Here is a 24935-nt window from a genome sequence, read left to right as displayed (position 1 = left end):
GTTTATGCCGGATATCAGTCGGATCGACCATTGGTATTATACATACTTACATAATATATCTTATTTAAAAATAATTGTAATAACAAGATGAGGGTTTGTTGTATTCTAATTGCAACATATGGAGGACCACCTGTTATGGAGATAATAAACGCCTTCAATTCCTTCTTCGGGAATTACAAAGATACGTTCTATATAGAAAATATATCCATTGATGAGATATCCATAAGCAAATATGGGCAAGTTATCCCGGATACATCAGATATTTTACATGATTTTTTATATGAACAGGAAGAAAGAACTATACCAAACACGAATAATGGCTTTGTGTTTTACATTGCCGATGAATGTTATGTGATTGATTTCGATGATTATATAACAACAGATGTCAATTTATATCCAAAGGTTACAATATCAAAAAAAGGCATAGGCCTTGATATTAAGCTATTTATGCAACATGATTGAAATATAGATAAAACAATCTGTGCAAATAACCACCCGATCAATTGACCGGGAATCTGTATTAGATAGGTATTTTATATCTACCGCCTTATAAATTTTATTATTATTTTATTTTTATACCTGCAGAACAATAAAGAATAAGAAACTGCTTGAAACAGTCACCTTATGAAATACCCTGTGAATCTACCAAAATTTTTTGGTGAAGCTTTTTCCAAAAAGCTTCGGAAAACGTCGCCTTTTTGAAAAAAGGCGACACCCAGAAACTTTTATCCCATTTTTATCAATGAGTTGTTGTTAAACAGCCCCCAAGCAAAAGGGACACCGCGTCCCGCGCGTAACCTACAGCCCGCACCACCCCAGAATCATGCACATCACCAGTCCCACCACACCAATCAGGGTCTCGATCACGGACCATGTGCGCAATGTCTGCGGAACCGTAAGGCCCAGCGCATCGCGCACCTGCCAGAAACCCGAATCATTCATCGGGCCGAACATGACGGCCCCCGCCCCCGTCGCCAGCACCAGCAGTTCGGGGGACACACCCTGACCATGCGCCATGATCGGGGCGACAATTCCGGCGGTCGTACTCATGGCGACGGTGGCGGACCCCACCGCCACGCGCATGCCTGCCGCCAGTCCCCATGCCAGGATCAGCAACGGCACATGCATGTCCACCGCAGCGCCTGCAATCGCATCGGAAATGCCGCTGTCCATCAGTTCCGCGCCAAAGCCACCGCCCGCACCAATCATCAGCAGCAGGCTGGCCAGCGGGCCAAGACATTCATTGGAATAGGCCAGGATTTTTTCACGCGTCAGTCCCCGCCGCAGCCCCAGCGTCCAGAACGACAGCAGCGCCGCCAGCGCCAGCCCCACATTGGGATCCCCCACAAACCGCAGGACCACGGCCCAGCTACCTGTGGATGGTCCCATGAACCGCGTGGCCGATCCCGCCAGCATCAGCACCATGGGCGCCAGAATGGTGAACAGTGTAATGCCAAATCCCGGCAGATCCGCCTGCGCGCGGGGGGCATCCTGCCCGTGGGCATGTGCCGCATCTGCTCCCGCATCGGCTCGCAGGCGGGGTACGATGAAGCGGGTATAGACAGGACCGGACACGATCGCGACGGGCACGCTGACCACAGCACCCATCCAGATCAGGCGACCAATATCGGCATGATAGGCCGCCAGCGCGAACATGGTGCCCGGATGGGGCGGCATATATCCCTGCACCACGGACAGGGCGGCGGTAACCGGCAGCGCCACATGCAGGATGGGCCGCCCGGTCTGCCGCGCGATGGAAAATGCCAGCGGGACCAGAATGACGAAGCCCACGGTAAAGAAAACCGACAGCCCCACCAGCAGGCCGATCACCATCATGGCCCAGTCCAGCCGTCGCGGTCCCGCCAGCGCCACCACCGTCATGGCGATCCGGTCCGCTCCGCCCGACACTTCCAGCATCTTGCCCAGCATGGTCCCTAGCGCGATGACCGAGGCAATCTGCCCCAGCACCTGCCCCGAACCGCTTTCAAACGAGGCCACGACCCGCGCCGCCGGCATACCCGCGGCAAAGCCCAGCAGCATGGACGCGATCAGCAGCGCAAGAAACGGGTTGAGCTTGACCCGTTCAATCAGGAAAACGACAACCCATATGGCCACAACAGCCAGTAACAGGGCCATTCCGACCGACATTGATGCCTATCCCCCAATTCCATGTCCCGGCACGTGGCCTATCGTGGCATCAGCCAGCCACGACGGACATGATGTTTATTACAGCAGGACCGGACAGGACGACCTGATACAGGTCAGTCAGGGACTCTATTATAATAAGTATTTGATATAAAATCATAAAAATTTCGAATCGCCGCTTTTTCCCTGAAAACAAGCCGCACCGGAAATTTCCTTATGATTTCTGGTCTGGGACAAGGCTGCTGTCAGGGGCCACTCTCACGGCACGGCGTGCCGACAGGTTCCATCATCACGCCTTCCGCCTGTCGCAGCACGTGCGACAGGACGTCCATCATGTCGCGGGCCCTGTCGGCGGGAACGTCCTGCAGCACCCGTGCCTCCATGGCCGCGCAGATCCGGTGCAGGGTCGCGCATTTGCGCCTGCCGCGCGGGGTCAGCACAAGGCTCTTGGCGCGCCGGTCTTCCTGATCGGGGTGGCGCTCAACCAGCCCTTCTTCCTCCAGCAGGTCCAGCACGCGCACCAGCGCCGAACTGTCGGTATTCATGGCATGGGCCAGCGTGCGCTGGCTGACACGGTCGGGCAGCATCATGAGGTACGCCAGCGGGCGCATCATCGCCATGCTCATGCCTTCGGGCCGCAGTGCACGGTCCAGACCCAGCCGCCACGTATTGGCCAGCCGCATGGTCAGGAACGTCATCCGCATGTCCTGAAAGCCCGCGCCCTCTATATCAGGTAATGGTGAACGGTCAGCCATGCGCATCCCCTGCTGGTGTCAGACCCCGCCGAAGTCTTCTGCCTGCCCGATAGCATGCCCGCATGGGCGGATCATGACCCATTTATGCGATGGCTGCCCGGCGGCACCGATATGCAGCACAGATATAATTGACATGGCATTAATTGTCATACAATAAATCGGGTTCCCTGCCCTTTATCTTCCTGCGGCATGCGGTATCAGGATGCCCCACACGCCGCAGCCGGGAGTCGGCACCCAATCATGTTGTCCAGCCTTACGCGCCATTTTTCCGACGATGCCCAGTGGGCTACGCTCCGCACTACGGCGGCGTTCAGCGCGCGCGCACTGCTGTCGGTTGCCATCGCGCTGTTTCTGGCATTCAGCTTCCAGCTCCAGTCCCCCATGAGTTCGGTCACGACCGTCATGATCGTGGCCAACCCGACGGTGGGCGCGCTGGTTTCCAAAAGCGTATGGCGTGTGATCGGGACCATTATCGGCGCTTCCATCAGCGTGGGGCTGATGGCGGTGTTCGTGCAGTCCCCGGTCCTGTACTTCATGGGGCTTTCGGTCACGGTGGGGCTGGCGTGCATGGCGGCCACCTTCCTGCGGCTGTTCCGTGCCTATGCCGCCGTGCTGACGGGCTATACCATTGTCATCATCTCGGCCCCTGCATTCGGGGACCCTGATGGCATCTTCCTCAGCGCCATGTCGCGATTATCCGCCGTGGTGGTGGGAATCGTGACGACGGCGGCCGTGTTCATGGTCACATCGCCGCGCCGGTCGGACACGCTGTTCGTGCAGATCCATGCCCTGTTCCGTGATACGGTCAGCTATATCCTGGCGTTCCATCAGGGTTACACCAACGTGCCGGCACAGAACCCGGACGCCGGGCCGGGCAGCACGTTCCGTTCCCTGCCCACCAATTTTCACGACAGCCGGGCGGCCATGCTGGCACGGATCGGGCGCCTGTCCGACGCGGTGGAATACGCGGCCACCGACAATTACGACATCAGTGTGCGCGAACGTGAAATCCGCGCGGGACTGGCGCGCCTGTCGGGCATCGTGGCGTCCTACCATCCCCACACCATCACCGCATCCGATACTGAACAGGACCGCACGGTGCATGGTGAAATCGTATCCATGCTGCAGTTCCTAATGGACCGGACGGCGGACAGGACACTGGAAGCCAGCTGGATGGAAGGGTGCGCGCGCATCCGCCACACCCGCGACCTCATGATCGCGCAGGCGCGTGAGACGCATTCCCCGCAATCGCTGCTGTTCCTTGATGACATACAGGACCTGCTGGGCCAGATCGAAACCGCGTTGCAGGATCTTTCGCGCCGGGGCAGCGCCGGGCGCAGGCTGCGGCTGCAACCCTATCTGGAATGGCCGACGGCGCTGCGCAACGGCGCGCGCGGCATGCTGATCACCATGTCTGCGTGCCTGATCTGGTATGTCCTGCACTGGACGGCGGCGCCGACCATGATGCTGTACGTGGTGGCGGCGGCCAGCCTGCTGTCCACCCTTCCCTCCGCATCGCGTGCCGCGGGGCTTATGGCTACGGGCACGGCACTGGGGGTTCCGGCGGGGCTGTTATGCCATACCTACCTGCTGCCGCAGATCGACGGCTACCCGCTGCTGTGGCTGTCGCTGTGCATCATGCTGCTGCCGGGGATCTGGTTGCAGTTCCACCCGAAATTCGGGGTTGGCGGGTTTGGTTATGGCGTGTTCTCGACCGTGATGCTGCAGGTCAACAACCCGATCCATTACTATAATGACGTCAGCCTGCTGAACGGGTGGATGGCGCTGCTTATGGGCTGCATCATGCTGGTGCTGTCGTTTCGGGTCATCCTGCCGCCCAACCATCGGCTGGACGCCGCACGCCTTGTCACATCGCTGACACGCAGCCTGCGCAGGCTGGCGCTGTCGGGCCGCAGGCAGGGCAAGGAATGGCTGGTGTGGGAAAACCTGCAACTGCAGAAAGTACTGCGCCTGGCGATGCGGCTGTCCTTCTTCGCCCGGCCCGCCATGATCCATGAATATATAGATGCAGCCCTTGCCACCCTGTCGCTGGGCCGGCTGGTGGAGCGTATCCGCATGCTGGCCACAAGCCCCGACATAACCGGGGCGCAGCAGGTGGCCATTTACGATGCGCTGGATACGTTTTCCGAACTGGCGCACAACCCGCTGCTGACGGCGGCGGGACTGCGGCGGGCGGCTGATGCGCTATGCCCGCCCGACGCGATCACCCTCCGCCCCCCGGCACAGGTCGAGGCCATGGCGTGTCTGGAGCAGGCGGCGCGGATCATCCAGGATATTCCCGGCTTCCTTGACCAGCGCGGCCCACTGCAATGGGCGGAGGATTATCCTGCCGCCCACCGTCCGCCGCTTGCGGCCGTCAGGACGGAAGCCGGCTGAGCACCGAGAACGACACCGCGTCCATGACCGTCGTGTCCACTTCGTCACCCGGCTTCAGGGTCTTCAGGAATTCCTGCATCGGCTTCTGGCGCACCAGCACGACGCGGGTAATGTCATCGGGATCGACAAACACGACCTGATTGCGGGACGTATCGACGCCCGTCACCTTCACGCGTTCACGCTTGAAGGACACCATCATGCCATGCGGGTGCGGGCCGGTGCGGGTGCCTGCCGCACTTTCGGTTGATTCGGGCATCGGCGCGCCCGGCGGGGCGATGACGGCGTCGATGGTGCGCACGATACGCAGGCCGATCTTGTCGCCGGCATGCAGGGTCGGCAGCTTGGCGCGCAGGTCGGGATCCACGCGCACGGTATCCAGATTGCCCGCCTTGTCACGCAGCAGCACCATGCCCGCTTCGTGGTCCACGCTTTCGACGGTTGCAGTCGCCGTCTGGTTGCCCACGATAACCGGGGCAGCCTGCGCCATGGCGGAATGTGACACCCCACACAGGCTGGTGGCACCTGCCGTAATGGTAATGGCCAGTGCCGCCGCAATGCGACGGGGTGCAAACAGCTTCACGTTCATATGTGTTGTTCTTTCCTCAGTTTCTTATCGGGTGTGAATCCCTGCCGGCAGGCCTGCGCCCGGACCGGCGTCCCGTATTCCATAACGTGGAAATGCAGTCATGTATCCAAAGATGTACGGCGTCAGGCATAGTCCGGCACCCCGGGCATGACCACAAAACCCGGCAGCCCGCGCATGCGATGCGCCCAGCGCCGCAGCGCGGGACAGGTATCGCGTTCCACTTCGAGGTCTGCCGACAGCGCAAACACCACGAATGGCAGCACATCGGCAATGCTGGCGGCGGGGGCGGCGAACCACTCATGGCCCGCCATTGCCCGCGCACTCATGTGGTCCTCCATCCGGCGCAGGGCGGCCACCAGCGCCCCCATGGGCGGCAGGACCGGCAGCGTGGTGCCAAAGGCCAGATCCCGCGCCGCCGCCAGTGCATCAAGCGCCATCGTCCCGAAATCGACCCAGTCCAGGATCGCCCATTCATGCGCCGGGTCCAGCCATGCCCGCGCAACCGCAGGCTGGCGGGCGGCAAACTGCATGATGGTGCCCGGACGGGTCATACGCACATCACCCGCCACCAGAACTGGCGGCCGTTCGCCCGGCCGCAGCCCCGCGGGGCGCTGGAACGTGGGCAGATCCATATCCGCCGCCTGCGTATCATACGCAACACCCATGAGCGACAGGCCAAGACGCACGGCGTAACAGCGCACATCCGGCGTCCAGTCATACAGGGTCAGTCCAGTGGTCATGCCGTCGCTCCCGCCGCCAGTTCCGCCATGACGGGGGCCGTCTGCACCCCGCCTTCCACCGCATCACGCAGCCGTTCGGCCCAGTGCGACAGCGTCAGGGCAGACGGCCCGTCCGCCGCCCGCACCACATGCAGCATAGCCTGTCCCGCGACCGGTTCATGCACCGCAAGACCGACCGGCCCATGCCACGCCATACCCCCGTCGGGCGCAAGGCCAACCGCATGGCGCACCTGCCCCACCGGCGCATGCACATGCACGGTGCGCACCGGCTGCGCGTGTTCCGGCCAGTCCGCCTGCCGGTGGGGAAAATCCTCCGCCCCTTCCATACTGACCCATGCCAGACCCGCATGTTCGCGCACGGTATAGGTCCGCACATGGATCGAGGCGGGCACGCGCACCCGTGGGTGGGCGGGGATCAGCCTGCACCGCGCGGCACCGCCGAACTGCCAGCCATGGTACAGGCAGCCCAGTGCGTCATCACGCACGAAGCCAAAGCTCAGCCGCATGCCGCGATGGGGGCAGCGGTCCTCCCACGCATGCAGGGTTGCGGCCTGCGCGTCCTCGCGCCACAGCACGACTTCATGACCCCCTATCCGCACGCCCGCGACCTCGCCACGGCGTATGTTGGACAGGACACTGACCGGCTGCCATCTTTCCATACGTTCCCCGCTCCCTTTCCAGCCCGTCCGGATGACCGCACACTGTCACCGCATGGGCTGACAGCGTATCTTCCTTTGCACGCCACTATGGCGCACCATTATGCTGAGCGCTAACATTACGCCACCGTCACGGCAATCGCACCCCATGCGATGGCATACTGCAAACAGGAACCGGGCAATGACACAGATCACCGCCGTCGATGAAACCATCCTGTCCGACTGGTATGTGATCAGTCCCCTGTCACAGCTGCGCACCACCCCGACCGATACCATGCTGCTCGATCGCCACATCACCTTCGGTCAGGATGCGCAGGGCAATCCCTTCGCCTGCGACGTGGCGGACAGGCGTACCCTGCCCGTACGCGCCCGCCACGGCTGCCTGTGGACCTGTCCCGGCACGCCCGCAGGCGACATTCCCGCCATTGACGAAGCACTGGAACCCGACCGCAGGCTGGTGGATTGCGGGGTGTTCACGGTGCGGACATCGGCCCCGCGCATTGTCGAGAACTTTCTCGACATGGCGCATTTTCCCTTCGTCCACACCAACATCCTGGGTGCCGAGCCACATACCGAAGTCGCGCGCTACACCATTGAACTGCGTGAAGGCGGCAACGAGGTCTGGGCCACGGACTGCCATTTCTTCCAGCCACAGGCCGCCCTGTCCGCCACCGACGGGATCAATACCGAATACCTGTACCGGGTGGCGGGGCCATTCGTGACGCTGCTGTACAAGACCTGTCCCGCGCAGCCCGAACGCTTTGACGTCATTGCCCTGTTCGTGCAGCCCATGACGCAGGAATGTTCGCGCGCGCACCCGGTCATGTTCCTGCTTGATGATGACGCGCCGCAGGCTGACCTGGTCGAATTCCAGCAGACTATCTTCCTGCAGGACCGCATCATACTGGAAAACCAGCGCCCCCGCAGGCTGCCCCTTTCAGCGGGGGCGGAAATCCCCACCATGGCGGACCGCATGTCGGTCGCCTACCGCCGGTGGCTGCGTGACCGCGGGATGACATATGGCACGACGGCCTGACCGAACACCTGCGCCTGACGCATTACCCCCTTCCGCCGCGTGGGGCTGCCCGCGCTTAAGACATGGTGTAAGCGTCACGCATCACCAGACAGAGACAAGTCAGGAAAACCACCGATGACCGACCAGACCCCGCCCGATGCCTTTGAACAGGGCAAGGCCGCCGCCACCAGGGGCGAACCGCTGATCGAAAAGCCCTTTGACGAAACCCTGCCCGCCTATGAACAGTGGAACAAAGGGTGGTGGAGCGTGCGTGAAAACGACGGCGATTTCGACCCGTTCGCGGAAAAATAAACCCTGGGGTTACGATGCCGTGATGTCATTGAAACGTGAGTGTGCCCCCCATTGTATCGGGACAGGGTCGCGTGGAATGAATGGCGCTGACGGTCTGTCATAACCGAAAACGGCAACTGTCCTCAGGGAAAGGCGGCATCAGGAACGGTGTCGCCTTTCTTTCGTTCAGGAACGGCGCGGAAAATATCGGACAGACATGAGAAAGTTTCTGGTGACGCTTCGTAGTGACACCCAGAAACTTTTATTCTGTTTTATCAACCGGTTACTTCCGGGGATCAGGAACGGGCCGACATGCTGCCCGGCGCGCTGGGCTGTGTCTGGGCAACCGGACGCCCGACCACCCGCCCACATACCCGGAAGGCCACCAGCGCCCCGGCGGATGTCAGGAAAACCGGGATCCACATGTCATGGCCCAGATGCGTGAACTCGATCCCCAGTGCCACAGCCGTCAGCGGCATGGACATGAACGTTCCAAGGAAGGCGATCCCCCCCAGCAACGCGACACTTCCCTCATCCACTTCCGGCAGGACCATGTTCCAGGCCCCTGCCACAACGGTGGACAGCAACGCCCCCATGGTCAGGCTGGGTGTCAGCAGGCCACCCGCCGCCCCCGCGCGCAACGCGCCCATGATCACCACGACCTTGAGCACCAGCACAATGGCGGCCAGTTCCATACCCAGCCGCGCCGACAGCGCCAGCTGCATCGGCCCGCGCCCGTTGCCCGGCAGTTGCGGGTAAAAGCATGTCAGTACCCCCAGCACGGGAAACACCACCAGACACCAGCCAATGCGCGACGGCCCCTTTGCCGCCCGGTTCTGCACGATGCCCATCAGCCGCTTGGCCATATGCGCGCCAACGCCAATAACTGGACCGGCACAGATCGCCCACAGCACCACGGGGGCGGTCACCGCCATCGGCCCGATTTCATACTGGTGCACATTACCCAGCACCGCCCACGGCACGAATGCCCCGATAGCTGACGCCGCCACCGCGCACAGCACGGTGCGCTGCCCCACGCTGCCCAGCAGTACCTCCAGTATGAACAGCGCCCCACCCAGCGGCACGTTATACACCGCTGACAGGCCGGCCCCCGCGCCACAGGCGATGATGATGCGCCTGTCCTCTGCCGCCAGTCCCAGCAGGCGGCCCGTGCCGGTGGCCAGTACCGCCCCCAGTTCACGCGGCGCCACCTCACGCCCCAGCGGGGAACCAAGGGCCACGGTCACGATCTGCAGCAGCAGGTGGACCACGGTGGACAGCGGCGGCATGGGCTTGCCCGGCCCCGTCTTGCCCACGGCCGCGGCAATGCTGACCAGCGGCCTGCCAAAACGGCCCAGCGCCCACCAGCCCACGCCAGCCACTACACCGGCAACCGACAGTGCCGCAATACGCCGCCAGTACGGTGCCGCGCTGACACCGAGCAGGAAATTATGCGGCCCCCCCGCCTGCCCGTAGCCATAGGCGACATGCTGGATCGCATGCAGAAGCAGCGACAGCACCGTCCCCCCGATCCCGGACAGGATACCCGTGCAGATGACCGCCATGGCCATGACCGGCCAGGGCGTGGAAGCGGCAGGCGGAACGGGGGAGGAAACGGGTGCGGTCATGATTGCATGGGGTATGCCGGATCAGGGTCCGGACGCAAGACAGGTTTCAGAAGCGGAAGGACAGATTGGACATGTAATAGGTGCCACTGCTTCCCCCCGCATGGTTAAGCGCGGCAGAGGTCATGAAACGCGACAGGGTCTGCCCCCATGAAAGATGGGGCCCGATCTGCCATGTCAGCGTGGCCTGCGGGGCCATGCCGATGAATGACCCGTTGTAATGGTAAGCATATTGCAACGCGCCCGGCCGCGAGACCGGGGCCTGCGTGCTGTAGCGCCAGTACAACGGGTAACGCGCCATGACACTGAGCGATCTGAAGAACGTCATGCGTACCTCCGGCCCGATATCGACCATGTTCGATTCGGATACGGTCAGGGATGCATCGACATAGGTCAGCTGCGGGTTGAAGGGCTGACTGTATGTCCCCACCGTATTGCGCCGCGCATCCCCGCCCGAAAACACATCCGCCTGCATGCCGACAAAGGTATGGAAACGGTCATGCGGGAGCCGGTAGCCCGCATTGCTGCTGAACGACCAGGCATTGATCGGACGCGACGGGCTGTCCGGTCCCGTGGCGCGAAAGGCACCGCCCTGCCATATGCCCCCCACCGAGAATTCGACCGGTCCCGCGATGCCATGCCACCGGCCACCGAAATTGTTGCGCGTGGCCATGCCCTGCTGCACCGCGAACGACGGCGCGGACACGCCACTGATCCCCCCGCCCGCCTTGGTGCCGAAATAGAACAGATCGAGGAACGAGTACCCCGCCTGCCCCAGGAAGGTGAAGTCAGGCGGCGCCCATGTGGTCTCCACGCCATACAGGCGGGTGCTGTAATCCTCCGTATCGTGGAACATGCCGTGTGGCGAAATGTCGGTCCCCACGAAATCCCACGCATCGACCCGCACCCGCGACCACGCGGCATAGGCCCGGAACCCGTTCCACGCCAGCGGCACGGAGGAGGACATGCGGTAGTACAGCACATAGGCCGGCATATCGAGAAAGGCCTGACGGCCGAACATGAACCCCGCCTTTGCCCCCGCCACATGGCCCTTCACCTCGATAAAGGCCTGCTGCGCATCAAGCTGCTTGCGATAGGTGCTGCCATACCCGTACGGACGCCAGCCACCCGCATCGGCATTGATCAGTTCGCCATACAGCCGCACATGCGTGCCCAGATGCAGGTCGGCCCCATACAGGTTGCGCACGGTAAAGCGCCCGGAATCGGCCACATGCGCAGCCCCCAGTACGGGGCGGTTCTCGAACCAGTTACGGGCGCGTGTCTCACCCGAAAAGCTGATCCACACGCTCCCGCTGCGGGTCAGGGGAATGTATTTCAGCACATCGAAAGGGTCGTCACGCTTCGCCCGGTTGCGCAGGGTGCTCCAGTCCTCGGCCCAGCGCGCCACGCCATAGCGGCCGACCGGGCCGAACCCGGCCGCTTCCCCATTGTCACGGTTGAACACGCCCCAGTCGTACTGGTGGCCCGACGGGTGGTGCACCGTGGCCGGCATGCGGATGGGCTGCCCCACGGGGTTGGCCTGCGGCAGATACTCGACCGGGGGCACGGGGGCGGCATGCACATGGATGTTTTCCGCCGTCCCCTGTCCCGGCTGCGGGACCGACGCACGGGCCGCATGGTCCTGCGCGCCCCATGCCAGGACACCGGATACCGGCAGGGCCAGGGCGGAAAAGGACCACTGCCCCCTGGACCGGACAGGCCGCGGTACCGCGCGGACGGGAAGATCAGACATGAAGTGGAAAAGCGCCTTTCGTTACGAAACCTTTCCAATACGGACATTTATCCGCAGCGCAAACAGAAAACCGGGAACACGACGCGCAGATAATGGCAACACGCGACCACTGCACAACCGTGCCTAAAGGCGCTAGCAAGTTCATATTGCTTCGGGATATGGTTACCTGTACGGAACAGAGACAGCGAAACGATGTTTCAGGGGCCAGGCAGGAAGGGAACGAAATGAAATTCGTCATTGCCGTCATCAAGCCGTTCAAGCTCGATGAGGTGCGCGAGGGGTTGCATTCCATCGGGGTGGATGCCCTGACCGCAACCGAGGTCAAGGGATATGGCCGCCAGAAGGGCCAGACCGAAATCTATCGCGGCGCTGAATACAACATCCAGTTCCTGCCCAAGATCAAGCTTGAGATCGCCGTGGCGGACGCACAGTGCGAGAAGGTTGTGGAGGTGATCCAGAGCGCTTCGTGCACCGGCAAGATTGGTGACGGCAAAATTTTTGTCCTCGACCTTGAACAGGCAATGCGCATCAGGACACAGGAAACCGGAGAAAACGCGCTGTGATCACAAAGATTGGCAAGAGCGCCCGCCAGTTCGGGCCTGCTGCGGCGGCGGTTGCGCTGTGCATGGGCAGCCTGCCCGCCATGGCGGCCGACGCGCCCCCCGCCGCGATCGACACGGGTGATACGGCATGGATGCTGATCAGCACGGGCCTTGTGCTGATGATGACCGTTCCCGGCCTTGCCCTGTTCTATGCGGGCATGGTGCGCAAGAAGAACGTGCTGGCCACCCTCATGCAGTCGTTCAGCATCTGCTGCATCATGACGGTGGTATGGATGGTACTGGGCTACAGCCTGACATTCACGTCGGGCAACGCGTTCATCGGCGGCCTGTCGCGCGTGATGCTCAATGGCCTTGGCGCGGGAATCAGCAAGGGGTCCGACGTGGCCTTCACCATGGCCGCGGGCACCCCCGCCGCGACGACCATGACCATTCCCGAAAGCGTGTGGATGACGTTCCAGATGACGTTCGCCATCATCACGCCGGCGCTGATTACGGGCGCATTTGCCGAACGCATGAAGTTCAGTGCGCTGTGTGTCTTTACCATCCTGTGGTCGCTGATCGTGTACGTGCCGGTTGCCCACTGGGTCTGGGGGCCGGATGGATGGGTTGCCAGCAAGATCGGCGCGATCGACTTCGCCGGCGGCACCGTCGTGCATATCAATGCCGGGATCGCGGGCCTCGTCGCGGCCCTCGTGATCGGGCGGCGCAAGGGTTATGGGGAAGATGACCTGTCGCCCTACAACCTGACCTATGCCGTCATTGGCGCATCCCTGCTGTGGGTGGGCTGGTTCGGGTTCAATGCAGGCTCCGCCGTGGGCGCGAACGGGCGTGCGGGCATGGCCATGGCCACCACCCAGATCGCCGCCGCCGCCGCTGGCGTGTCGTGGATGTGCGCGGAATGGATCAAGACCGGCAAGCCGACGGTGCTGGGCATCATCTCCGGTGCCGTGGGCGGGCTTGTGGCCATTACGCCTGCGGCAGGCTTCGTGCTGCCGGGTGGCGCGCTCATGATCGGGCTGGCCGCTGGCGTAATCTGCTTCTGGGGGGCGACGGGCCTCAAGCACATGATGGGGTATGATGACAGCCTCGACGCCTTTGGCGTGCATGGCATTGGCGGCATCGTGGGCGCGCTGCTGACGGGGGTGTTCGCCTATGGCCCGCTTTCGGCAACCGATGCCAGCCCCGAAGGGGTCAGCGGGTCGTTCTCGCAGTTCGTGGCGCAGGCGGAATCCGTTGGCATCACGATCGCCTGGTGCGCGGTGCTAACCTATATCCTGCTCAAGCTGATTGACCTGACCATCGGCCTGCGCGTCACGCGCGACGAGGAAATGGAAGGGCTGGACATGAGCCTGCATGGCGAACGGATCAATTCCTGATCCCCTTCGCCATTCCTGACTACCAGCACAAAGGGCGGCCCTGACGGGTCGCCCTTTTTTCATGCGGAACAGCCAATTAAAAAATATGCCTATCATGAAGAAGTTTTTGGTGAAGCTTTTTTCAAAAAGCTTCGAAGCAACGCTGCCTTTCTGAAAACAGGCGACACCTGAAAACTTTCATTCATCCATCCCTGAAGCAGACAGAAAGCGCTTTACGCCCCCTGCGTCCGCATCACATCCCGCCGCATTGCGCAGCGTGACCCGGCGGGAAACCCTGCCTGTTCCTCCTCCCGCAACAGGGCGGCAAGGCGCGCATCCAGTGCAGCGGGAAGTAACTGGTCAAAACCCGCCTTTTCATAAAACGGAGCATTCCAAGGGATGGTGCGGAAGGTTGTCAGCGTCAGACCGGACAGCCCACGCGCACGCGCCCCGTCATACGCCGCCGCCAGCAGCCGCCGGCCCAGCCCCCTGCCCTGCCGGTCACGGGCCACCGACATTTCAAGGATATGCAGGTCATGCCCATGGGGCTGCGCGCTGAGGAATCCGGCAATCCGTTCCTGTTCATCAACAGCAACCCAGCAGGTGCACGTCTCGATACAGGCACGGTGCGCATCAACGGTCATACCCGTATCATCCGCCACCCATGCCAGTTCCGGCACCGCGCGGAATGCCTGCCCTGCCGAATGTTCGATGGCGGGAAGCAGGCGGGCATCACCTTCGCCCGCCAGTCGGATGGAAAATGGCATGCGGTCATCCCGGCTGTGTACCGCGATGACCCTAACACACCCGGTCAGAACGACTGCGAAATACCGGTGAGGATGGTCCGGCGCAGCCCATATTGCGGCGCCCCGACACCAACACCCGTGCCGCTGCGCAGCATGTAAGGATGGTCGAACAGGTTTGTGACATCCAGCCGCAACTGCGTGGTGCGCAGGAAGCGGGAATGGAACAGGTCGCGGAAGGACTGCACAAGTGACATGTTGAACGTTGCGTATTGTGGAATGACGCCGCCATTGGGCACGTCCGAATCCTGCCGCAGGCCACTGCCATATACCATGGTGGCAGAGATGCGGGTGGGATGTCCGCTGCGATAGAAGAAGGTGTAAGAGCCACCTGCCGAAGCTGTCCAGCGCTGGTCATGATCCAGATGGATCCAGTGCTGGCTGATATATTTCAGGTCATCACCGTCAAAGTTGAACTGCGCGCTGGTAATATCCTTACCTATCGCCCGCGACCACGCGAAATTGCCATACAGTGACAGCGGTCCGCGGTCATAGGACGTGGAAAATTCATAGCCGTTGACCTGCCCGCGCCGGTAATTGAAGCCTGACAGGATGATGGGCGCACCGAACTGCCCTTCATCAATCAGGTTATGGGCCAGCTTGTAATAGGCATCGAACGACACGCGCCAGCCGGGCAGGATGATCTGCTCGATCCCGGCATCAAAGTAATGGTCACGCTCGGCCTTGACCGTATCGCTACGGCTGACATCGGTCGCAGCGGAGGTATTGGCAAACTGCTGCAGGTCGGACCCACCCACCACCTCGAACGGCGGCGGGGTGAAGTAGCGCGAATACCCGGCATGCAGCGACGCCCCCTTCCACGCGCGCCACACCACATTGATACGCGGGCTGAGCTGATGTTCGTTGGTATATTCCCCCACGCCATCAAAACGCAGGCCGTAATTGACCGTCACGTTATGAAGCGGTCGCCATTCATCCTGCACATACAGCCCGTAGATGTCGCCCGTGCGGCCATTGCCCGTATGGATGTTGACCTGCTGGTCCGCATCATTGAACACCGTGGCATCCGCCTTGGTGATGTTGCGTTCGGCAAAGACCTGAAAGCCGAAACGGATGGTGTGGTCAGGTCGCACGCGCCATGTCACGTCGCTCTGGGTGCCGGTAGACATGACAGACCGTTCGGCATGCTGGCTTATGCCCATATACGCAAGGTCGCCCATATTGGGGTCGGGACTGTAGCCAAGGCTGCTGTAGCGTGAGAAAACCGACGTCTGCAGGCTGAACGCCCCGATTTCCTTCTGCAGCGACAGGATGCCGAAATCGGTGATTTCCTTCTGGCGTTCATTCAGGTTGTCGCTGCCTGGCGCCTGGGGCAGCAGGCTGCTGTAATCATCGCCAAACATGGGCTGGCCGCCGATATTGGGCAACTGGTACTCGGCATTGGACACACCGGCAATCAGGCTGATCCGCGTGTTCTCATCCACCGTGTACCGCAGGTGGCCAAGGAAATGGTACTGATTGCTCAGGTCATGCGGCGCATTGAACGAAGGCGTGGTGTTTTCGATGCCTACGCGATCATGCACGTAATCGGCGGTGAAAAAGTAATCCCACCTGCCATGTTGTCCCCCATACTGTGCGGAGGGGAAGAAGTAGTCACGCGCACCGCCATAAATGGACACGTTGCCGCCCTTGTTGGTGGCCCCGTTCTTGGTCGTGATGTCCACCACGGCCGCCTGCAGGAAGCCGTACTGAACCGGCAGCGCACCGGTGGACAGTGACAGATTGTCGGCAAAGCGGGTCATCAGCGTCTGGCCGAACACGTTCAGCCCTTCGGGTAGCTGCACACCATCAAGACGGAACTGCACTTCGTTATGGTCACCTCGGACATGGATCTGCCCGTAACTGTCCTGCGCCACACCGGGGGCCTGCAGCAGCACGCTGTTCAGCCCGGCATTGTCACCACCGGGAATGGTTTCCAGCGCCTTGCGGCTGAAGGCATGCACCGTGGCCCCGGTGGAAGGCTGTAGCTGGATGCGCGCACGGTCCAGCCGGGCGGTGACCGTCATGGCATCCGGCGCGGAGGACCGGCGCGTGGCATCCGTATCCGCCACCTGCGTGGTGGTCGTGTCGGTCGTGAGCACGCCTGTGCCCGTCGTGGTCTGCGCCACGAGGGGGAAGACCGGCGTCAGCACGGTCATGGCCGCCAGCATGGCGGGAGATAGCGGGTGACGGGAAAACCATAAACGCGTCATGTCAGGGTGGGCTCGCATCCAGTCAGGAGATTTCGGATGACCCAGCCGTATATTGGTACAATATAACATAACAACCCCTAAAAGCAGACACTTGCGCGGAGCTGGAAAAATGTTGTTTTTATGCAACATGCACATGGCCGCCCTGCTCCATGAACAGGGCAACCAGAGCCACGGGCCATTCCGTCAGCGCGTTGATGCAGGACAGCCGAAAGCGCTTTCCTGTGAAACAGCCTGAAAAACCGAAGGATTTTTTGAGTGAAGCTTTTTTCAAAAAGCTTCGAAAGGACACCGCCTTTTTAAAAAAGGCAGCACCCAAAAACTTTTATGACTTCTGACCGCTGCCGGATGCCGGACGTTCCATCAGCACCGGTGGCAGACGCGGGGCGTCCCGTAGATAGGCATTAAGGAACGTCCGCACGGCAGAACGGGCAATGAATTCAATATGCGCCTGATCCGTGTCGACCGGCAGTTGCAGCCGCGCCCGCGCCACGATCCGGGTCTGGCACAGGCCATAGAACTGCTCCGCCGCGAAAATCGGGTCGGGAATGTTCAGCACGCCCGCATCATTATGCTGCATGAGCCATGCTGACAGGATGCCAATGGCCTTCTGCGGCCCATGCTTCCAGAAGGTTTCGGCAAGATCGGGAAAATTCCCGGCTTCTGAGATGATGATGCGGTTGAGCATGAGCGACAGCGGCGATGTCAGCAGCCGGATCATGGCCACGGCCAGGTGTTCCAGCGATTCCGTCAGGTTCGCCCCTTCGTCAATCCGGCTGAACAGCAGGGGCATCTTCTCGCACGCGCACTGTTCCACGAAGGCGGAGAACAGCGTGGCCTTGCTTTCGAAATAGTTATACAGCGTTCCCTTGGACACACCGGCATCGCGCGCGATGCCCGACATGCTGGCCCCTTCATATCCCTGTCGGGCGAAGACACGCGCGGCACCCGCCAGGATCTGCTGGCGCTTGGCCTCCGACGTACCGGAAAGCGGGCAGCTTTCAGCCTGAATCTGACCGGGCTGATCTGGCGTGGTACCCATGGAAATCATCCTGCTCCCGTTATTCGGTGCGTACTTTCGATTGACCCCGTGAGGAAAGCCGATAGGCTAGGGGACTGACCGAACTGATCGGTCAATTCATGGCATGGTAGCAAAACCCTGCCAAGGTCATACAGATTTATATTAACTGTTTCAGGGACAACAGGGGGCCGCGTTGGTGGGTAGGGGAATTTCATGGCGCACGGCGGTGGTTGGGTTGTCGGTCATGACCGCCGGGTGTGCGGTCGGCCCGAACTTCCACAAGCCAACCCCCTGGACGCCCAAGGAGTACGGCGGCCCGAAGCGTATCGCCACGACCGGCACGAATGGCACACCTGCGCAGGTCGCAAGCCAGACCACGCCAGATGATCCCGATACCGCGTGGTGGACCATTTTCCACGATCCTGAACTGACAAAGCTGGAACAGCGCGTCGCCACCGATAACCTCGATGTCCGCCGCTATGCCTACCGCATGGCGCAAAGCCGCGCGGAACTGCGCATTGCAGGGGCCGAACGCTACCCCGCCATGTCCGCCACCGGGTCGTATGCCCGCCAGCAGTACAGCACCAAGATGCTGCAGCGGATCGTGACCGATGTGCAGAGTAATCCCGGCGTCATGCAGGAAGCCCCCGGACTGGCCGAAGTGCAGCCCGGACAGGCCAAGATTCCGCTGTTCAACCAGTGGCGCGACAGCATTGATGCCACATGGGAAATTGACCTGTGGGGCCGCGTGCGCCGCCAGTACGAAGCCGCCGCCGCCCAGACACAGGCCACCAACGAAGCCCGGCGCGGCATGCTGATTTCACGACAGGCCGAAGTCGCGCGTGATTACATGGACCTGCGCAACACGCAGGAACAGCTGCGCATCGTCATGGAAAACCGCGACGTGGCCAAATCCATGCTGGACCTGAACCAGCAGCGCTACGCCAAGGGACTGGCCAGCGACATGGAGGTGGAGCAGGCCCGCGTACAGTATGAAAACACGCTGGCGCAGCTGCCACAGCTTGAGCAGCAGCTGGTGGCGCAGGTCAATGCGCTCAGCCTGCTGATGGGCGAGCCGCCACGCGCCCTGTCCGATGAACTGCTGACCGCTTCCGCCATTCCCCCCGTGCCGCCGCGCGTGCCGGTGGGCGTGCCGTCCGAGCTGGCCCGCCGGCGCCCAGATATCCGTCGGGCCGAAGCCAACCTGCACGCGGCAACCGCGCAGGTGGGCGAGGCGGTGGCCGAATTCTATCCGCGCGTGACGATCAATGCCGGGTTCGGGTTTGAATCCCTGTCTTTCCGCGACCTTGGGTTCTGGAATGCCAAGGCATGGAATGTCGGGCCGTCCATCACCCTGCCCATATTCCAGGGCGGACGCCTGCGCGGACAGCTGGAACTGCGCAAGGCCGCCCAGAAGGAAGCCGCCATCACCTACCAGCAGACCGTGCTGGGCGCATGGCACGACATTGACAACGCGCTGACCGCCTATACCGATGAACAGCTTCGTCACGACAACCTGACCCAGCGCATGGAGGCCAGCCACCATGCCCTGCAACTGGCGCAGGACCAGTACCGCCACGGCATGGTCACCTACCTGAACGTGCTGGACAGCCAGCGTCAGTACCTGGGCGCGCAATCCGATCTGACCACCAGTACGGCCACCATATCGGGCAATCTTGTCCGTCTTTACAATGCACTGGGCGGTGGCTGGGAAACCACGTACCCCGAACCCACACCGCGCACGAAGCAGGCAAAGGGCGCGCAGCCGTCCACTACGGCTGGCACGCCTGCTGCCACCCCTGCTCCCGCCACATCGCACCAACCCGCCTGAATCCGGCGTTAAAGGCTTGGCGCGCACGCGCCATGCTAGTATAAGCCGCCCCGTTCCCGACTGGATGGGCATACGCCGCCATACGGAACCACGGCGCAGGGACCTGTCATCATGATTACATTGCCCCCCGATTACCGCCCTTCGGATGATGAGGAATTCATGAATCCGCAGCAGGTGGAATATTTCCGCCTCAAACTGCTGAAATGGCGTGCGGACCTCCTCAAGGAAGCGGACGAAACACTTGCCAGCCTGTCTGAAGGCGGCATTCACGAAGCGGACATTACCGACCGCGCCAGTGTCGAGACCGATCGCGCGCTGGAACTGCGCACACGCGACCGGGCGCGCAAGCTGATTTCCAAGATCAATCAGGCCCTGCTGCGTATCGAGGCCGGGACCTATGGTTTCTGTGAAGAAACGGGCGAGCCCATTGGGCTGAAACGGCTGGAAGCCCGCCCCATCGCGACCCTTTCGATCGAGGCGCAGGAACGTCACGAACGTATGGAACGCATCCACCGCGACGACTGATCCCACCTGTCCCCCGGCTGGATGATCCCAATTTGCCGAAACACGACAAAAGGGGGTTGCCAGCCGGTGCAGGAAAAGTTAGGAAGCGCGCATACAGTGCTGCTGTAGCTCAGTGGTAGAGCACTCCCTTGGTAAGGGAGAGGTCGACAGTTCAATCCTGTCCAGCAGCACCATGATTTTCCCTTACATTCCCATCAGTATGTCTGCCCGCCTCGGTTCCTGCAGGTCCGGAGCAGAGCGCTCGTGACTGTCAGCCGCCAGCAGCAGATGCAGGCATATGTCGGCCCGTTTCCTGCGGGATACCTGCCACGCGGCGCATGAAGACGCCCGCTGCCCCTCGACCCGGTGCGTCGGCCTGAATATGCTGTCACGACTGCCTGACCCGACCCGTACAGGGGCGGGTGGAGCCGCTTCTTCTTGTGAATTCCGCGGCTCCCATATTAAAGCAGCGCATGCGGTTACGGGAACGGTAGGCTCCTCATGATTGAGAACATGCATTTCGGCACCATTGCCATTGTGGGCGATGTGATACTGGACCGTTACATTTCCGGTCGGATCGACCGGATCTCGCCCGAGGCGCCCGTGCCGGTTCTGGTGCATGAACACCTTGATATCGTGGCAGGCGGGGCGGCAAATGTCGCGGCGAATGCGGCGGCGCTGGGGGCCCACGTCCGTCTTGTCGGTCTGGTGGGGGTGGATGAACACGCCACCCGGCTGTCCCATACACTTGCACGCTGGGACCAGATCGATACGCGTGGACTGGTGCGCGACGCCCATCGCCAGACCACCACCAAAACACGGGTCATGAGCGGACGCCAGCAGATCGTCCGGATTGATAACGAGGACATCCATCCCCCCGAACCTGCCATACAGGCCGAACTGGTGAAGCAGGCGTATCTGGCCATTGACGGGGCGGATATCCTGATCTGTTCGGATTATGGCAAGGGCGTGCTGGATGACAGCGTGCTGGAACACATCATCGCCCGCGCGCGCACACGGAACATTCCCATCATCGTTGACCCCAAGCGTACGTCCTTTGCCGCCTATCGCGGGGCGACGCTGGTCACGCCCAACCGACAGGAACTGGCGCGGGCAACCGGCCTGCCGGTAAGCACGGACGATCAGATCACGGCGGCCGCCAGCGCGGCGGGCGCGCAGTCCTGCGGCAGCATACTGGTCACCCGCTCGGAAGAAGGCATGACCCTGTGGCAGGATGACGGGACGGTCAGCCATGTGCGCAGCCGGGCGGCCGAGGTATTCGATGTCTCCGGCGCCGGGGACTGCGTGGTGGCAACCGTGGCGGCCATCCTGTCAGCGGGACAGTCCATGGAAACGGCGGTAACCATTGCCAACACGGCCGCCGCCGTGGCGGTGGGCAAGCTGGGGACGACCACCGTATCGCGTTCCGAACTCAGCCACGCGCTGATGCGCGACATGCCGGATTCCGGCAAACTCGTCTCCCTGGAACAGGCTGCCGCCATGGCGCGGGACTGGCGGCACCACGGTGCACGGGTTGTCTTTACCAACGGGTGCTTCGACCTGCTGCATCCCGGTCATATCTCGCTCATACAGGGGGCGGCGACACAGGGGGACAAACTGATCGTCGCACTGAATACCGATCGCTCCGTCCGCCGCCTGAAGGGAGACAGCCGCCCCATACAGGACGAACGCGCCCGGGCCACCGTGATCGGCGCGCTGCGCAGTGTCGATCTGGTCGTGCTGTTTGACCAGGACACACCCGAAGAGGCCATCCGCATGATCCTGCCCGACGTCATCGTAAAGGGCGCGGATTACCGCGAGGATGAGGTGGTGGGGGGCGACATTGTAAAAGCCAATGGCGGTCGCGTCGTACTGGTTGACATCATGCCCGGCAGGTCAACCACCTCGCTTGTGAAGCAGGCGGGCGGCCAGCCCGGAGCCGAGACTGATATCCCAGCGTGACGCCCGCCCGGTTCCAGTCATGGGCCGTGCGGCAGGCCCTGCCGCTATGGTCTGAAAATGGTTTCGACAGGCAGCGCGCCCTGTTTCATGAACGGCTTGATTTCAACGGGCGTCCCCTGCCCCTGCCTGCCCTGCGCCTGATGGTGCAGGCGCGCCAGATCGCGACCTATTGCCGCGCCGCCCTGCGTGGCGACTGCGGTGCCGGTGACATGGCCCTGCGCTGCCTCGCGGAAGTCGAACGCCGTTACCACCGTGCCGATGGTGCGGCGGGCTGGGTTTTCTCCCTCGCCCCCGCCGGGCGACCGGCCGACCGGCGACGGGACCTGTATGCGCATGCCTTCATCCTGTTTGCCTATGCCTGGGCATACCGGCTGTCGGGGGATCCGGGATTAAGGCGACGCGCGGCGGAGACCGCGACCGAACTGGAAACGATCTTCCACACCCCCGGACCGGGGTTCATGGATGCCGTGCCGCCCCGTGACGCCACCCGGCGGCAGAACCCGCACATGCACCTGCTGGAAGCATGGCTGGCCCTGTATGACGCCACGGGGGAGGAAATATACCATACCCGCGCGGCACGGCTGATCACGCTGGCCACCACGCGTTTCATCGATCCGGACAGCGGACTGCTGCTGGAGGATTTCAGCGCCGACTGGCAGCCTCTTTATCCCGCGGGCCAGAATCGGGCGGAACCTGGCCACCTGCTGGAATGGTCATGGCTGCTGCATGAATACCTGCGCCTGTGCGCACCCGGGGACGCGGCAGTCATCAGGCAGGCTGCCGGCAGGCTGCACCTGACCGCGCTGGCCCATACGACAGGCACCATGCCCCCCGTCATCCGTAATGCCGTCACACAGGACGGACGGATTGTGGATGGAGGCACGCGCATCTGGCCCCAGACGGAACTGATCCGCTCCCTTGGCGCGAACCGGTCTGCACCGGTGTCATCTGACATAATTACGGGAATACTGGCGAATTTCGCCACCCATTACATTCCATCCCACCTGAACGGGGGGTGGATCGACCGCCTGAATGCGGACGGGACAACCCCTATGGACCATATGCCCGCCAGTTCATTTTACCATATTTACGGGGCGGTCTGTGCCCTGACGGAAGGGCAGGGACACAGGGATGCGGCGGAAAACCTCTCGCACTCCACGCCATGACATCAACCGGGCCGGATCATCTGCCGCGCTGGCGCGCCCGTTGCGCCTGAGGGCGCACGGGTTTCCCGATAAGGAGGAACTGGAATGAAAATTGCTGTTATCGGGGCAGGCTATGTCGGACTAGTCACCGGTGCCTGTTTTGCCGATTTCGGGCACGAGGTCCGCTGCATCGACACCGACCCACGCAAGGTGGAGGCCCTGCGCCAGGGCAGGGTACCCATTTACGAACCGGGCCTTGCGGACCTGATCACCACCAACGCGGCGGCGGGTCGCCTGTATTTCGATATGGATCTGGCATGGGGCGTGCAGGATGCGGATGCCGTCTTCATTGCCGTCGGCACCCCATCGCGCCGGGGGGATGGACATGCCGACCTGCGCTACGTGTACGCTGCCGCCCGCGCCATCGCGGCCGAGTTGCGGGGCTATACCGTGGTTGTCACCAAGTCCACCGTGCCCGTAGGCACGGGCGACGAGGTCGAGCGCCTGATCCGCGAAGCACGGCCCGATGCCGATTTTGCCGTGGCGTCAAACCCCGAATTCCTGCGCGAAGGGGCCGCCATCGGGGATTTCAAGCGCCCAGACCGCATCGTGATCGGCACGACCGACCCGCGCGCGCGGGAAATGATGGCGGAAATCTACCGCCCGTTATTCCTCAATCAGGCCCCCATCCTGTTTACCGACCGCCGCACGTCGGAACTGACGAAATACGCGGCGAATGCCTTCCTCGCCACCAAGATCACCTTCATCAACGAAATGGCAGACCTGTGCGAACGCGCGGGTGCCAATGTGCAGGATGTCGCGCGCGGCATGGGGCTGGATAACCGCATCGGCTCGAAATTCCTGCACGCGGGCCCCGGTTTTGGCGGGTCATGCTTCCCCAAGGATGTCAGCGCCCTGATCAAGACCGGGCAGGATTACGGCGTGCCGGGCAGGATTATCGAAGCCGTGGCCCACGTGAACGAACAGCGCAAGCGCGCCATGGGCCGCAAGATCATCCAGGCCGCGGGCGGTGACGTGCGGGGCCGGACGATTGCCCTGCTCGGCCTGACCTTCAAGCCCAATACCGATGACATGCGCGATGCGCCCTCCATCGCCATTACCCGCGCCCTGCAGGATGCGGGCGCAACCATACGCGCCTTCGACCCGGTTGGCATGGATCAGGCGCGGCAGGTGCTGGATGGCATTACCTTCTGCACCGATGCGTACGAAACGGTCACGGGGGCGGATGCCGTAGCGGTCGTGACCGAATGGGACGCCTTTCGCGCGCTGGACCTGCCGCGCATGCGCGGCCTCATGCACATACCGGTGCTGGTGGACCTGCATAATGTCTACAATCCCGCTGATGTGGAAAAAGCCGGGTTTTCCTATACCGGCGTAGGACGGGGCCACACCGGCCCGAAATCTGCCTGAATGGGCTGCCATCCATTTTTACCGTTAGTCGTATCGTTGTCCGTGTTCCCATTATCCGCCTGAAGATCATGCACTTTTCCCGGTGCATCGCCTGCAGGCCGATCACGGGAAGGCAGACCACGGCGCATGACATAGGAATGTGAACCG

General features: G+C 62.0%; 22 protein-coding genes and 1 tRNA gene. 13 read left to right on the top strand and 10 right to left on the bottom strand.

From position 1 onward, the window contains the following. The first annotated feature begins 135 nt into the window (after positions 1 to 135). Positions 136 to 462 carry a hypothetical protein gene (locus tag HNO79_RS04675; RefSeq protein WP_214164415.1) on the top strand — a complete coding sequence of 109 codons (327 nt, stop codon included), beginning with the start codon at positions 136 to 138 and terminating at the stop codon, positions 460 to 462. A gap of 336 nt (positions 463 to 798) precedes the next feature. Here HNO79_RS04675 and HNO79_RS04670 read toward each other — a convergent pair whose 3' ends face one another. Together HNO79_RS04670 and HNO79_RS04665 are read right to left on the bottom strand one after the other, a co-directional pair. After that, entirely contained in the window at positions 799 to 2148 is a 1350-nt protein-coding gene (locus tag HNO79_RS04670; protein ID WP_214164416.1) for a GntT/GntP/DsdX family permease, read from the bottom strand. A 242-nt stretch (positions 2149 to 2390) separates the two neighbouring features. Next, on the bottom strand, positions 2391 to 2900 hold the full coding sequence (locus HNO79_RS04665; protein ID WP_244987428.1) for a MarR family winged helix-turn-helix transcriptional regulator: 510 nt from the start codon (positions 2898 to 2900) through the stop codon (positions 2391 to 2393). Positions 2901 to 3140: 240 nt separating this feature from the next. Here HNO79_RS04665 and HNO79_RS04660 point away from each other — a divergent pair, with 240 nt between their 5' ends. Further along, complete coding sequence (locus tag HNO79_RS04660) at positions 3141 to 5297, top strand: FUSC family protein (protein ID WP_214164417.1); 2157 nt, start codon at positions 3141 to 3143, stop codon at positions 5295 to 5297. Here HNO79_RS04660 and HNO79_RS04655 read toward each other — a convergent pair. The 3 genes from HNO79_RS04655 to HNO79_RS04645 form a co-directional block, all read right to left on the bottom strand. Next, positions 5278 to 5883 carry a hypothetical protein gene (locus HNO79_RS04655; protein ID WP_010515182.1) on the bottom strand — a complete coding sequence of 202 codons (606 nt, stop codon included), beginning with the start codon at positions 5881 to 5883 and terminating at the stop codon, positions 5278 to 5280. The two genes, HNO79_RS04660 and HNO79_RS04655, sit on opposite strands and share 20 nt — an antisense overlap. A gap of 122 nt (positions 5884 to 6005) precedes the next feature. After that, positions 6006 to 6623: a glutathione S-transferase family protein gene (locus HNO79_RS04650; protein ID WP_214164418.1), complete on the bottom strand. Its 618-nt coding sequence runs from the start codon at positions 6621 to 6623 to the stop codon at positions 6006 to 6008. Continuing rightward, the gene (locus HNO79_RS04645; protein WP_214164419.1) at positions 6620 to 7282 is read right to left on the bottom strand and encodes a Rieske 2Fe-2S domain-containing protein; all 663 of its coding nucleotides are present in this window, start codon (positions 7280 to 7282) and stop codon (positions 6620 to 6622) included. Before HNO79_RS04645 ends, HNO79_RS04650 begins: the two co-directional genes overlap by 4 nt. A 178-nt stretch (positions 7283 to 7460) precedes the next feature. On the opposite strand from HNO79_RS04645, the gene HNO79_RS04640 reads away from it, so the two are divergent. Further along, positions 7461 to 8315 (top strand): aromatic ring-hydroxylating oxygenase subunit alpha, encoded by an 855-nt coding sequence (locus tag HNO79_RS04640; RefSeq protein WP_010515185.1) that lies wholly within the window; start codon positions 7461 to 7463, stop codon positions 8313 to 8315. Positions 8316 to 8429: 114 nt separating this feature from the next. Next, entirely contained in the window at positions 8430 to 8606 is a 177-nt protein-coding gene (locus HNO79_RS04635; protein ID WP_214164420.1) for a hypothetical protein, read from the top strand. A gap of 275 nt (positions 8607 to 8881) precedes the next feature. Here HNO79_RS04635 and HNO79_RS04630 read toward each other — a convergent pair whose 3' ends face one another. Then, on the bottom strand, positions 8882 to 10156 hold the full coding sequence (locus HNO79_RS04630) for a chloride channel protein (RefSeq protein WP_214164500.1): 1275 nt from the start codon (positions 10154 to 10156) through the stop codon (positions 8882 to 8884). 103 nt (positions 10157 to 10259) lie between these two features. Next, positions 10260 to 11963, bottom strand: coding sequence for an alginate export family protein (locus HNO79_RS04625; protein WP_048855813.1), 1704 nt, complete (start codon positions 11961 to 11963; stop codon positions 10260 to 10262). Positions 11964 to 12187: 224 nt separating this feature from the next. Between HNO79_RS04625 and HNO79_RS04620 the strand changes: the two genes are divergently transcribed. Further along, positions 12188 to 12526 carry a P-II family nitrogen regulator gene (locus tag HNO79_RS04620; RefSeq protein WP_010515189.1) on the top strand — a complete coding sequence of 113 codons (339 nt, stop codon included), beginning with the start codon at positions 12188 to 12190 and terminating at the stop codon, positions 12524 to 12526. Continuing rightward, on the top strand, positions 12523 to 13902 hold the full coding sequence (locus HNO79_RS04615; protein ID WP_048855811.1) for an ammonium transporter: 1380 nt from the start codon (positions 12523 to 12525) through the stop codon (positions 13900 to 13902). The genes HNO79_RS04620 and HNO79_RS04615 overlap by 4 nt, the downstream gene beginning before the upstream one ends. 212 nt (positions 13903 to 14114) lie before the next feature. Here HNO79_RS04615 and HNO79_RS04610 read toward each other — a convergent pair whose 3' ends face one another. Continuing rightward, positions 14115 to 14648, bottom strand: coding sequence for a GNAT family N-acetyltransferase (locus HNO79_RS04610; protein WP_214164421.1), 534 nt, complete (start codon positions 14646 to 14648; stop codon positions 14115 to 14117). Between the two features lie 44 nt (positions 14649 to 14692). After that, positions 14693 to 16897 carry a TonB-dependent receptor gene (locus HNO79_RS04605; protein ID WP_010515192.1) on the bottom strand — a complete coding sequence of 735 codons (2205 nt, stop codon included), beginning with the start codon at positions 16895 to 16897 and terminating at the stop codon, positions 14693 to 14695. Between the two features lie 149 nt (positions 16898 to 17046). Here HNO79_RS04605 and HNO79_RS04600 point away from each other — a divergent pair, with 149 nt between their 5' ends. Then, positions 17047 to 17232: a hypothetical protein gene (locus tag HNO79_RS04600; RefSeq protein ID WP_200409946.1), complete on the top strand. Its 186-nt coding sequence runs from the start codon at positions 17047 to 17049 to the stop codon at positions 17230 to 17232. Here HNO79_RS04600 and HNO79_RS04595 read toward each other — a convergent pair. Then, on the bottom strand, positions 17220 to 17936 hold the full coding sequence (locus tag HNO79_RS04595) for a TetR/AcrR family transcriptional regulator (RefSeq protein WP_048855808.1): 717 nt from the start codon (positions 17934 to 17936) through the stop codon (positions 17220 to 17222). The two genes, HNO79_RS04600 and HNO79_RS04595, sit on opposite strands and share 13 nt — an antisense overlap. 223 nt (positions 17937 to 18159) lie before the next feature. Between HNO79_RS04595 and HNO79_RS04590 the strand changes: the two genes are divergently transcribed. The 6 genes from HNO79_RS04590 to HNO79_RS04565 all read left to right on the top strand — a co-directional run bounded on the left by HNO79_RS04590 (position 18160) and on the right by HNO79_RS04565 (position 24788). Then, a complete protein-coding gene (locus tag HNO79_RS04590) occupies positions 18160 to 19746 on the top strand; it encodes an efflux transporter outer membrane subunit (protein ID WP_244987426.1) in 1587 nt (528 codons plus the stop codon). A 111-nt stretch (positions 19747 to 19857) separates the two neighbouring features. After that, the gene (gene dksA / locus HNO79_RS04585; RefSeq protein ID WP_010515196.1) at positions 19858 to 20271 is read left to right on the top strand and encodes an RNA polymerase-binding protein DksA; all 414 of its coding nucleotides are present in this window, start codon (positions 19858 to 19860) and stop codon (positions 20269 to 20271) included. Between the two features lie 98 nt (positions 20272 to 20369). Next, positions 20370 to 20444, top strand: a tRNA-Thr gene (locus HNO79_RS04580). Between the two features lie 307 nt (positions 20445 to 20751). Further along, positions 20752 to 22212 carry a D-glycero-beta-D-manno-heptose-7-phosphate kinase gene (rfaE1, locus tag HNO79_RS04575; protein ID WP_214164422.1) on the top strand — a complete coding sequence of 487 codons (1461 nt, stop codon included), beginning with the start codon at positions 20752 to 20754 and terminating at the stop codon, positions 22210 to 22212. Further along, the gene (locus tag HNO79_RS04570) at positions 22209 to 23378 is read left to right on the top strand and encodes an AGE family epimerase/isomerase (protein ID WP_214164423.1); all 1170 of its coding nucleotides are present in this window, start codon (positions 22209 to 22211) and stop codon (positions 23376 to 23378) included. The genes rfaE1 and HNO79_RS04570 overlap by 4 nt, the downstream gene beginning before the upstream one ends. Positions 23379 to 23462: 84 nt before the next feature. After that, on the top strand, positions 23463 to 24788 hold the full coding sequence (locus HNO79_RS04565; RefSeq protein ID WP_214164424.1) for a UDP-glucose dehydrogenase family protein: 1326 nt from the start codon (positions 23463 to 23465) through the stop codon (positions 24786 to 24788). The last annotated feature ends 147 nt before the right edge of the window (positions 24789 to 24935 follow it).

Origin of the sequence: Komagataeibacter oboediens (assembly GCF_018491655.1) — a bacterium.
GTDB lineage: Bacteria > Pseudomonadota > Alphaproteobacteria > Acetobacterales > Acetobacteraceae > Komagataeibacter > Komagataeibacter oboediens.
This window is presented reverse-complemented; position numbering and strand designations above follow the sequence as displayed.